The organism is Actinomadura sp. NPDC049382, assembly GCF_040677125.1.
In the GTDB taxonomy this organism is placed as follows: Bacteria; Actinomycetota; Actinomycetes; order Streptosporangiales; family Streptosporangiaceae; genus Spirillospora; species Spirillospora geliboluensis.
Genome location: NZ_JBFARO010000010.1, coordinates 136,280 through 147,150 on the forward strand (window position 1 = coordinate 136,280; position 10,871 = coordinate 147,150).

9 protein-coding genes and 1 riboswitch are annotated in these 10,871 nt (G+C 72.0%); of the genes, 4 read left to right on the top strand and 5 right to left on the bottom strand.

The genetic code is table 11. From position 1 onward, the window contains the following. Positions 1-26: 26 nt before the first annotated feature. The 3 genes from AB0K34_RS09795 to AB0K34_RS09805 are packed head-to-tail and all read left to right on the top strand — an operon-like array spanning position 27 to position 4,005. Entirely contained in the window at positions 27-1,934 is a 1,908-nt protein-coding gene (locus AB0K34_RS09795) for an AAA family ATPase (protein WP_138636896.1), read from the top strand. Then, positions 1,931-2,680: a 4Fe-4S single cluster domain-containing protein gene (locus AB0K34_RS09800; RefSeq protein ID WP_138636895.1), complete on the top strand. Its 750-nt coding sequence runs from the start codon at positions 1,931-1,933 to the stop codon at positions 2,678-2,680. The genes AB0K34_RS09795 and AB0K34_RS09800 overlap by 4 nt, the downstream gene beginning before the upstream one ends. Beyond that, positions 2,668-4,005, top strand: coding sequence for an FHA domain-containing protein (locus tag AB0K34_RS09805; protein ID WP_301175225.1), 1,338 nt, complete (start codon positions 2,668-2,670; stop codon positions 4,003-4,005). The genes AB0K34_RS09800 and AB0K34_RS09805 overlap by 13 nt, the downstream gene beginning before the upstream one ends. A gap of 80 nt (positions 4,006-4,085) precedes the next feature. Here AB0K34_RS09805 and typA read toward each other — a convergent pair whose 3' ends face one another. Then, entirely contained in the window at positions 4,086-5,939 is a 1,854-nt protein-coding gene (gene typA / locus AB0K34_RS09810; protein WP_301175224.1) for a translational GTPase TypA, read from the bottom strand. 192 nt (positions 5,940-6,131) lie between these two features. Continuing rightward, positions 6,132-6,276, top strand: a riboswitch (cyclic di-AMP (ydaO/yuaA leader). A gap of 7 nt (positions 6,277-6,283) precedes the next feature. Here typA and AB0K34_RS09815 point away from each other — a divergent pair. Then, a complete protein-coding gene (locus AB0K34_RS09815; RefSeq protein ID WP_301175223.1) occupies positions 6,284-7,297 on the top strand; it encodes a C40 family peptidase in 1,014 nt (337 codons plus the stop codon). 488 nt (positions 7,298-7,785) lie between these two features. Here AB0K34_RS09815 and AB0K34_RS09820 read toward each other — a convergent pair whose 3' ends face one another. The 4 genes from AB0K34_RS09820 to AB0K34_RS09835 all read right to left on the bottom strand — a co-directional run bounded on the left by AB0K34_RS09820 (position 7,786) and on the right by AB0K34_RS09835 (position 10,695). After that, entirely contained in the window at positions 7,786-8,172 is a 387-nt protein-coding gene (locus tag AB0K34_RS09820; protein ID WP_301175252.1) for a (deoxy)nucleoside triphosphate pyrophosphohydrolase, read from the bottom strand. 5 nt (positions 8,173-8,177) lie between these two features. Then, positions 8,178-8,885 (bottom strand): Mut7-C RNAse domain-containing protein, encoded by a 708-nt coding sequence (locus tag AB0K34_RS09825; protein ID WP_301175251.1) that lies wholly within the window; start codon positions 8,883-8,885, stop codon positions 8,178-8,180. A gap of 110 nt (positions 8,886-8,995) precedes the next feature. After that, on the bottom strand, positions 8,996-10,060 hold the full coding sequence (locus AB0K34_RS09830) for a bifunctional lytic transglycosylase/C40 family peptidase (protein WP_301175222.1): 1,065 nt from the start codon (positions 10,058-10,060) through the stop codon (positions 8,996-8,998). Beyond that, entirely contained in the window at positions 10,057-10,695 is a 639-nt protein-coding gene (locus AB0K34_RS09835) for a hypothetical protein (RefSeq protein WP_301175221.1), read from the bottom strand. The genes AB0K34_RS09830 and AB0K34_RS09835 overlap by 4 nt, the downstream gene beginning before the upstream one ends. Positions 10,696-10,871 lie beyond the last annotated feature (176 nt).

Sequence of the window (10,871 nt, forward strand, 5' to 3'; positions counted from 1 at the left end):
GGAACGGAGTGGGGGCGCACCAGAACATGAGCATTGATTCGCCGACTCTCGGCGGCCGGCTGCAGGGCTGGCCGCCGTTCATCCGCGAGCTCGACGCGACCCTCTCCGTGCACTCCCAGTACGTCCTGTCGGGGAACCTGTACGACAGCTTCCTCACGCCGCCGGCGGAGGGCGGCGCGCCGACGGGGCTGCTCCCGCTGCGCGCCCTGCTGTGGGAGGCGCTGCGCTCCAGCGGCGCGTCCTTCATGGCCGTCTACGACCCGGTGGACGGGCTGCAGATCATCCCCGGCGACGGCGACGAGGACTCGATGCGCGCCGCCGAGCGGCTGCTCGGCAAGATCAAGGCGGACGACAAGCCGTCGCTGGAGGGGCTGACCCGATACCTGGCGGCGGTGGCCCGGCCGAAGGAGGACGTCCGCGCCGCGTTCGTGATCGACTCGGCGTCCCGGATCGCCCGCACGCCCACCGACCTGGAGCCCGCCGAGCGCGACTTCTTCCGGTTCTGCGCGAAGCTGTCGCGCGGCGCGCGGCCGGTCCGGGTGTCGGGGCCGCGCCCGAAGCCGCTCTACAACCCGATCCTGTGGCTGGTGGAGCGGCCCGGCGACCTGCCGCCGTGGCTGACCGCCGACAACGAGAACATCCGCGAGATCACGATCCCGCGGCCGCACCTCGGCGACCGGCAGGAGACGGCGCGGCTGCTGGCCCGCGCGTTCGGGGTCACCGACATCGGGGCGGACGAGGCCGCGGCGGCGGCCTGCGACGCGTTCGCCGAGCAGGCCGACGGGCTGACCCTGCAGTCGATGATCGAGGTGACGCGGCTGGCGAAGGAGCGGGGCGTCGGCCTGACCGACCTGCCGGACGCGGTGCGCACCTACAAGCTCGGCGTGCTCGACAACCCGTGGAGCCGCGGCCATCTGCGCCGCCGGGTGCTGGAGGGCGAGAAGCGCGTCCCGGAGCGGGTGATCGGGCAGCCGCAGGCCGTCACCAAGACCCTCGACATCCTGAAACGGGCGGTGCTGGGCCTGTCGGGGGCGCAGGCGACCCGGTCCGGCAGCCGGCCGCGCGGCGTGCTGTTCTTCGCCGGCCCGACCGGCACCGGCAAGACGGAGCTGGCGAAGTCGATCACCGAGCTGGTGTTCGGGGACGAGTCCGCCTACCTGCGCTTCGACATGAGCGAGTTCTCCGGCGAGGGGTCCGGCGACCGGCTGATCGGGTCGCCGCCCGGCTATGTCGGGCACGAGGCGGGCGGCGAGCTGACCAACGCCGTCCGCGAGGACCCGTTCCGGGTCATCCTGTTCGACGAGATCGAGAAGGCGCACCCGCGGATCCTGGACAAGTTCCTGCAGATCCTGGAGGACGGCCGGCTCACCGACGGCCGCGGCAACACCGTGCACTTCTCCGAGTCGATCCTGATCTTCACCTCGAACCTCGGGATGTACGTCCCGGGGCGCGACCTCACGACGCGGGACGCGTTCCCCCTCGCCTCGGCCGACCGTGTGCAGAACATCACACCCGGGATGTCGTACGACGAGGTCGAGCAGCGCATCAAGGGCGCGGTCGCCGACCATTTCACCGAGGTGCTCAACCGGCCGGAGCTGCTCAACCGGTTCGGCGACAACATCGTGGTGTTCGACTTCATCTCCGCCGAGGCCGCGCACAAGATCTTCGACCTGCAATTCGCGAACATCTGCCGCCGGGTCACCGAGGAGCACCGCCTCTCCTTGGCCGTTAAGGGCGAGGCTCTGACGACCCTCCGTGAATGGTGCACCGAGGAGCTGGACAAGGGCGGGCGCGGTATCGGCATGGCGCTGGAGTCGCATTTCGTCAACCCGCTGGCGCGCGCGCTGTTCGACCGGGAACTCGTGCCGGACGAGAAGGTCACCGTGACGGCGATCCGGCGCGAGGGAAGCATCGTCCACCTGGACCTCCAGTGACCGGGGACGGCGGCGCCGGCGCGGGTGGCGCCGGCGAGACGCTCCTGCTCGCCAAGGCGCACTATCCCGTGACCACACTCGGCCCCGGAATCCGCGCGGGCATCTGGACGCAGGGCTGCACGCTGCACTGTCACGGCTGCCTGTCGAGGGACACCTGGGACGCCGACCCGCGGCGCGCGGTGCCCGTCGAGACCGTTTTAGGATGGCTCGCGTCCCTGCCCGGACCGGTCGACGGCGTCACCATCTCCGGTGGTGAGCCGTTCCAGCAGCCGGCCGCGCTGGGGGCCCTGCTGCGCGGTATCCACGCGTGGCGGGACACCCTCGACCGTGAGACGATTGCATTGGACATATTGGTATACAGCGGATATGTCTACTCTCGGCTCTGCCGAGGCGGTGAGACGCGCGAGATCCTCGACATGTGCGACGCGGTGATCACCGGACCGTACGTCGATCGGCTCAATCCGGGGGGGCGACACTCCGGCGACGGCTCCCTACTCTGGAGGGGGTCGGCGAACCAGCGCGTCGTCCCGCTGTCTCCGCTCGGACGGCGGCGGTACGGGGCACTGGCCGACGTCGGGAACACTGGAGAAGGAACAGGGCCCCGAGTGCAGGTGTCCGTGGACGAAGGGCCGGAGGGAAGGCGGGTGTACTACATCGGGATCCCGCGAAGGGGTGACATGGAGCACCTGACGTCGAGGCTCGACCGCGCCGGGGTGCGCTCGGGGGATGTGTCATGGCGACCTTGAACTGTCCTGTCTGCGGTGAGCCGCACCAGCAGGGCGACCTGCTCTGCATGAACTGCGGGGCCAACCTGGCGCGCGGCGGAGGCGGCGCCCACCGGCAGGGGCCGGGCGGGTACGACGACCAGCAGCCGCAGGGCGGCCAGTACGGCGGCGGCCCGCAGCACGGCCAGCCGCAGTACGGCGCGCCGCAGCCGCACGATCCGTACGGGCAGCAGTCCCCGCAGCACCAGCCGGGCCCGCCGCCCGGGCAGCCCGACCAGTGGGGCCCGCCGCAGCCGCCGCAGCCGGACCAGTGGGGTCCGCCGCCCGGGCAGCAGCAGTCGCCCGGCCAGTACGGGCAGCCGCAGCACGGCGCTCCGCAGCAGGGAGGCCCCCACCAGGGCGGCCCGCCGCACGGGGGCCAGGCTCCCGGGCAGCAGCCCGCGGACCCGTGGGGCATGCCCCAGCAGCCGCAGCAGCCGCAGGACCAGTGGGGCGCGCCGCAGCCGCCGTCCGACCAGTACCAGCAGCAGCGCGAGCCGCAGTACCAGCCCCCGCAGGGCCAGTACGGCGCCCCGCAAGACCACCAATACGGCGCCCCCCAGCAAGACCAGTACGGCGCCCCTCAGCCCGACCAGTACGGCGCGCCCCAGCAGGACCAGTACGGTGCCCCGCAAGACCAGTACGGTGCCCCTCAGGACCAGTACGGCGGCGCACCGCAGCAGGACCAGTACGGCGCGCCGCAGCCGGCCGACCACCAGTTCGGCCCGCCGCCGCAGCCGCACGGGCAGCCGCCCCTAGGCGGCCCCCAGCATGGTGGGCCTCCGCACGGTGGTCCCCAGCACGGTGGTCCCCAGCACGGGGGCCAGCCGCCGCTGCCGCCGCACGGCCGCGAGGCGACGCTGCTGCCGCACGACCAGGGCCAGCGTCCCCCCGCCCCCGACAGCACGGCGTTCATGTGCCCGTACTGCGAGGCGGTGCTGAGCAACCCGGGCGCCGCGCAGTGCGACTCGTGCCTGCGGCCCCTGCCGAAGCAGGGCACGCCCGTCCTGCGGGTGCAGTTCCCCACGGGCGAGCTGAAGGTGTCCGTCGGCCAGCACCTCGTGCTCGGCCGGGACGCCGGGCAGTCGCCGGTGGCGGCCACGTTCACGCAGTACGACAACGTGTCGCGGCGCCACTCGACGGTCTGGCTCGACCCGTCCGGCACCGCCTGGGTGCGGGACGAGGGCTCCACCAACGGGACGTTCGTCAACGGCGAGCGGCTGCCCCGCGGCGTGGAGGCGCCCCTGCGCGACGGCGACCAGCTCCGCCTGGCCGCCGACGTCACCGGGACCGTCCAGCTGAAGTGACCTGAGCGCAGAAGAAGGGCGGCCCCGCGGTTCTCGGAACCGCGGGGCCGCCCTCTTTCGCGCTACGGGCGCGGCCGGTCTCAGCCGGCGCGCTTGGTGCGGGCGCGCATGCGCTCGCGCTCCTTGGCGTCCAGCACGACCTTGCGGATGCGGACGTTCGCCGGCGTCACCTCGACGCACTCGTCCTCGCGGCAGAACTCCAGCGCCTCCTCCAGCGACAGGAGCCGGGGCGGGGTGAGCCGCTCCAGCTCGTCGCCGGTGGACGACCGCATGTTCGTGAGCTTCTTCTCCTTGGTGATGTTGACGTCCATGTCGTCGGCGCGGGAGTTCTCCCCGACGATCATGCCCTCGTACACCTCGGTGGTCGGCCCGACGAAGAACGTGCCGCGCTCCTGCAGGTTCGTGATCGCGTACGCGGTGGCGGCGCCGGCGCGGTCGGCGACCAGCGACCCCGACGGGCGGGTGCGCAGCTCCCCGAACCACGGCTCGTAGCCCTCGAACACGTGGTGCGCCATGCCGGTGCCGCGCGTCTCCGTCATGAACTCGGTGCGGAACCCGATCAGGCCGCGGGCCGGGACGAGGAACTCCATCCGCACCCAGCCGGTGCCGTGGTTGGTCATCTGCTCCATGCGGCCCTTGCGGACCGCCATCAGCTGCGTGACCGCGCCGAGGTGCTCCTCGGGGATGTCGACGGTGAGCCGCTCGACCGGCTCGTGCCGCTTGCCGTCGATCTCGCGGGTGACGACCTGCGGCTTGCCGACGGTCAGCTCGTAGCCCTCGCGGCGCATGTTCTCGACGAGGATCGCGAGGGCCAGCTCGCCGCGGCCCTGCACCTCCCACGCGTCCGGCCGCTCGGTCGGCAGCACCTTGAGCGACACGTTGCCGACCAGCTCGCGGTCGAGGCGGTCCTTGACCATCCGCGCGGTGACCTTGGTGCCCTTCTCGCGGCCCGCCATCGGCCCGGTGTTGGTGCCGATCGTCATCGAGATCGCCGGCTCGTCCACCGTGATCAGCGGCAGCGGGCGCGGGTCGTCCGGGTCGGCGATGGTGTCGCCGATCATGATGTCCGGGATGCCGGCGATCGCGATGATGTCGCCCGGCCCGGCCTCGTCGGCGGGCTTGCGGGTGAGCGCGTCCGTCATCAGCAGCTCGGTGATCTTGACCCGCTCGATGCTGCCGTCGTGGCGGCACCAGGCGACCGGCTGGCCCTTCTTGATCGTCCCGGCGTGCATCCGGCACAGCGCGATCCGGCCGAGGTAGCTGGAGGCGTCCAGGTTCGTCACATGCGCCTGGAGCGGGGCGTCCGGGTCGTAGGACGGCGCCGGGATCGTCTCGATGATGACCTTGAACAGCGGCTCCAGGTCGTCGCTGCCGGGCATGCTGCCGTCGGCCGGCTTGTCGAGCGAGGCGCGCCCCGCCCGGCCCGACGCGTACACGATCGGGAAGTCGATCTGGTCCTCGTCGGCGTCGAGGTCCATGAACAGCTCGTAGGTCTCGTCCACGACCTCGTCGATGCGGGCGTCGGGACGGTCGGTCTTGTTCACCACCAGGATCACCGGGAGCCGCGCGGCGAGGGCCTTGCGCAGCACGAACCGGGTCTGCGGGAGCGGGCCCTCGCTGGCGTCCACCAGCAGGACGACGCCGTCCACCATGGACAGCCCGCGCTCGACCTCGCCGCCGAAGTCGGCGTGGCCCGGGGTGTCGATGATGTTGATCGTCAGCCCGTTGTGCTTGACCGCGGTGTTCTTCGCGAGAATGGTGATGCCCTTCTCGCGCTCCAGGTCGTTGGAGTCCATGACCCGGTCGTCGACGTCCTGGTTCTCGCGGAAGGCCCCGGACTGCCAGAGCATGGCGTCGACCAGCGTCGTCTTTCCGTGGTCGACGTGGGCGACGATCGCGACGTTCCGGAGGTCGTCGCGCGTGGAGATGGGCATGCGGGTTACCTTGCGTGAGGTTTCAGGAGAGTCGCCGCAGAAACACGGCAGCACTCCATTCTACGCTCCGCGGCCCCTCCCGCATTCCCGAGCGGGCCGCACCGGGCCGCGCGCCCGCCCGATTGGCCAACTTTGCCGATCCTTTGTAATCTTCCCGAGATCCGGTCGTCCGGAGTCCCACCCCCCGGGGCTGCGACCGGAACGCCGAATCTCCCGCCCGGCGGGAGAACCGGGGACCCACACCCCCGGGGTGAATCGGCGCGCGACACGCGCGCCGTAGGGCGACTCCTGGCCCGAACCCGTCAGCTAACCCGGTAGGCGTGCGTGGAGAGGAGAGCACCGGCTTGGCACCGGACCCCCACCGGCGGCGGCGCGTCACGCCCACCGCCACCGCGGCAGCCCTGCTCCTGGTCGGCCTCGGCGCCACCGCGCCCGTCGCCGCGCACGCCGCACCGCTCGGGCTCGCCGCCGCGGCGACGCCGAGCCCGACTCCGACGACGGAGAAGGGCCTGCGCAAGAGCCTCGACGCGCTGAACGAAGAGGCCGAGATCCTCACCGAGAAGTACAACAAGACCCGCGTCGACCTGAAGGCCGCACAGAAGGCCGAGCAGGCCGCCACCACGACCGCGCAGACCCTCCGGACCCAGGCCGCGCCCGCCCGCGAACGCCTCGGCCGGATGGCCGCCGCCAACTACATCGCCGGCTCCCCCGACGCGCTGTTCGGCGCCACCGGCTCCCCCGACGGGCTGTCCGACAGCGCCTACCTCGTGCAGAACCAGGCGCACGCCGTCCGGGCCCTGCAGAAGCAGATCGACCGGGCCGAAGCCGCCGAACGCGACGCGAAGGCCAAGACCGCCCAGGTCAAGAAGGCCTGGGAGGACGCCAAGAAGGCGCGCGCCGAGGCGAAGGCCAAGGTCACCGAGGTGATGAAGCGCCTCGACAAGCTGTCCACCACGCACGCCAGCGACCCCCGCACCGGCCTCACCGCCACCATCAAGGGCTCCGACCTGCCCGCCAAGATGGCCCGCAAGGCCTACGGCAAGCTCGGCTCCCCCTACGTGTGGGCCGCCGCCGGACCGAGCAGCTTCGACTGCTCCGGCCTCGTCGTCTGGGCCTACGCCCAGGTCGGCAAGCCCGGCCTGCCGCACTACACCGGCGACCTCTACCAGCTCGGCACCAAGGTCCCCCGGTCCCAGCTGCGCTCCGGCGACCTGGTCTACTTCGGCGGCAACCTCCACCACATGGGCATCTACCTCAGCGGCGGCAAGTACCTGCACGCCCCGCGCACCGGCGATGTGGTGAAGATCTCCAAGCTGTCGGACCGCTCCGACTACGCGGGCGCCAACCGCATCTCCTGACCCCCCTCCGGGCCGCGAAACGCGGCCCCCTCGGTCGTCGGGGGCTTCCTGCGGCGCGGTAGGAAGCCCCCGGCGGGTTTATTGTTTTGCCCTCGGCGTCAGGCGCTGGGGCGCCTTCCTTCCACGGGCAAACCGGCGATCGCTGCATCGCTCCGGCTCGCCTTGCGGCTCGCTGCGCGATCAGGTTCTCGCTTCGCTTGAACCTGGCTTCGCACGCGATCGCAACGTGACCCTTGTCGCAAGCTGGGCTTACGGACGTGTACCTCAGGGTTCGCGCGTGGTGCGGCTGGGGCTGAGGTCGTCGAGACAGGCTTCCCCCGGCGCGCGCTTTCGCTCGCCTTGCGGCTCGCGGCACCGGTGGCTTCTCGCTTTCGCTTTGAACCCGGCTTCGCGGGCGATCATTGTGGTTCGCGGCGCGAGCGGCATTTACTGGCAAAGGCCCAGGTGAGCAACTTGGAGAGGCTGGGCGGGGCGCGCGGTGTGGGGGGTTAGATCAGGTGGGCGTCTGCGATGGCGTCTATTACTGGGCGGTCGCCTGGGAGCCAGTCGACGTCGTAGAGCTCGTGAGGGGTCAGCCAGCGGAGGGCCAGGTGTTCCAGGGGCTGGGGGGTGCCCTCGATGATCTCGGCGGTCCAGACGCGCAGGACGGCCTTGTCGCTGAGGCGCCAGTCGGTGCCGATGCGGCGGCCCAGGCGGACCTTGACCGCCAGTTCCTCGGCGCACTCGCGGACCAGGGCGTCCTCGTCGGACTCCCCCGGGTCGACCTTGCCGCCGGGCAGCTCCCAGCCGCCCGCCATGTGCGCCGGCTCGGCCCGCTGCGCGGTCAGCAGCCGGCCGTCCGCGATGATCGCCGCGCCCACCACCACGAGGTCGATCGCGATCAGCTCCTCTCCGTCGCGGCGGCCTCGACCTGCCGCGTCGATTCCCGGACGATCTCCTCCAGATGATCGCCGTGCGCGCCGCGCCAGTAGACCTGGCCGCAGTCCGCGCAGCGGCCGTAGACGTCGTAGCTGCGGCGCGTCCCCGCCTCCAGGCCGTCCTCGACCTCGGTCTTGTCGACCGGGACCAGCTCGCCGTTGCAGGCGGTGCACCGCGTCCACGGGCGGAGGACGGGCGCGAACCGGTCGAGGAGGTCGCGGAGCTGGTCGTCCGGCCGGGCGCCGCGGACGTAGGCGCCGAACCACAGCGCGCGGCGGCGCAGCAGGCCCCGGTCCTGGGTGAGCAGGACGCGGCGCTCGGCGTTGGCCTGGACGACCAGCGCCGGATCGTCCATGTCGTTGTGGTAGGCGGTGTCGAGGCCGATGAGGCGCATCCGGCGCGCGAGCGTGCCGAGGTGCACGTCCAGCAGGAAGCGCGGCGCGTCCTGGCCCGGCTCCAGCGGGACGGGCTGGGGGCGCGGCACCGCCGCCACCCGCACCTCGTCGCCGGGCTCCGGCCGGGCGGACGGCTCCGCCGGCGCGCCGTTGACGGTGATCGGCCCGGCCTCGGGCAGCGGCACGCCGAGCGACTCGACGAGGTGCCCCAGCGTGGACGTCCCATCGGAGGGCACCCGGGTCGCGGCCTGTCTGCGGGCGGCGGGCAGGAACATCAGCAGCTCGTCGGCGACGCGGATCGTTATCTCGGGCTCCACGCCGATCAGCATGCCACGCGAGCCCGGTGGTGTTCCTCGGATTATTGCTCGGCGAGGCGCGCCGCCGGTCAGCCGCCGGGCCGGGGGGCGGCCAGTTCGGCGACCTTCTTCTTGAAGTCGGGCCGCGCGAGCGGGCGGGTCACGCCGACCCAGTCCGACCGCTTGTAGGACTTCACGCCGATCGCGGGCACGCACGTCGAGCAGCTCGCCACGATCATCTTGCCCTTGCCGATGACCATCCCGACATGGCCGGGGTTGTTCGCCGACGTCCCCGGGCCGGAGTCGAAGAACACCAGGTCGCCGGGCTGCTCCTTGCCCTTGGAGATCCGCACGCCGAACGGCCACTGCTCGAACGTGGTGCGCGGGATGTCCAGCCCGGCCTGCCGGTAGGCGGCCTGGAGGAGGCTGGAGCAGTCCCAGGCGTCCGGGCCGTTCGCGCCGAACACGTACGGCTTGCCGCGCTGCGCCATCGCGAACTCGATGATCTTCTGGACCAGCGCGCCGACATTGGCGGGGAGCTCGTTGTCCTCGCAGTTGACGCCGTTCGCCTGGACGACCTTGAAGTCGCCGCCGACGTAGCGTTTCGCCCAGTCGAGGACGAGGTCCACGTAGTCGGACGAGTGGTTGTACTGGAAGATCGCGGTCCGCATCCGCTGCGGGGCGCCGTTGTGCTTGAGGTAGGCGGCCGCGGAGGGGATCGCGTCGGCCGGGTCGTAGCGGTCCTTGCGGCCGTCCTTGTTCCCGTCGACGCCGAACGCGTCGAACGTCGGCTTCAGGAACTGCATCGGCCCGCCGGCGCCCGCGTAGTTCTCCCCGCTGCTGACGCCGGGCAGCGTCGACCGGCCGTGGTCGGTCTCGACCTTGCCGATGCCCGCCAGGACGTTCCACGGGATGCCGTACTTCTTGCCGGCCTCCTGGTAGAGCTTCAGGTAGTTCGCCGGGACGGCCTTCGCGTCGTTCGCCGCGACGGGCTGCGCGTCGGCGCCGGCGACGTCCACGCATTCACCGCCGCCGACCCCGCCGCCGAACATGAACTGGCTGGCGCCGAACAGGATCGGAACGAACACCAGCGCGACGAACAGGGTCGCGGCGACGCCGAGCGCGCCGGCGAGCAGCAACCGGCGCGGACTCATCCGGTGTCACCCGCCTGACCGGTGCCGGCCGGCTGGAAGGAGTACACCTTCAGCGACCCGCCGTCCCGCGCGACCGTCACCGCGTACTGCCTGCTCTCGCTGCTCCGCTTGCCGCCCTTGGTGAGCTGCTGCCGGCCCGTCACGAGGAAGATGAGCGAGTTGTCCTCGATGTTGCGGACCTGGTCGATGGTCGCCGACCCCTGCGCGACGACCTGCTCGCGGCGGCGCTCCTCCAGGAGGCCGGGCGTGCCCGCGTCCCGGCCGAGGCGCTGCCGCAGGTCGTCGGTGGTCAAGCCGGCCAGGCGCCCCATGTAGGCGTCGGGGGTCTCGTCGAAGCGGTACGTCTCGTAGGCGGCGACGAAGCGCTGGGCCATGTCCGCCGCCGTGGCGAACTCCTGCCGGGAGAACGGCAGCAGCCGGTAGATGTCGAAATCGCCCGGGTTAACGGCGTTCTGGATGCCGGGCGGCGGGGACTGCGGGCCGGGCGGACCGGCCGTTGGCGTCGCGCTCGGCCGCGCCTCCGGCCGGTCGTCGCCGTGCTCGGGCGCCGCGACCGTCAGGTAGATGCCGACGGCGGCGAGCGCCACCACGAGCCCCGCGAAGAGAAGCTTGCGCCGGCGGTCATTCAGGTTCATCACTCGTCCCGATCCGCCTCACCGGACGGACGGTCCACCGGGCGCAGCCAGAACGGGATCGGCGGGCCCTCCCCGGAGTCGCGCCGGCCGCCCCACAGCGGCGGCGGCTGCTGCCGCCCGCCCGGGCCCTGGGCCGGCGGCGCACCGTTCGATCCGCCGTCGCCGGCACCGGCGCC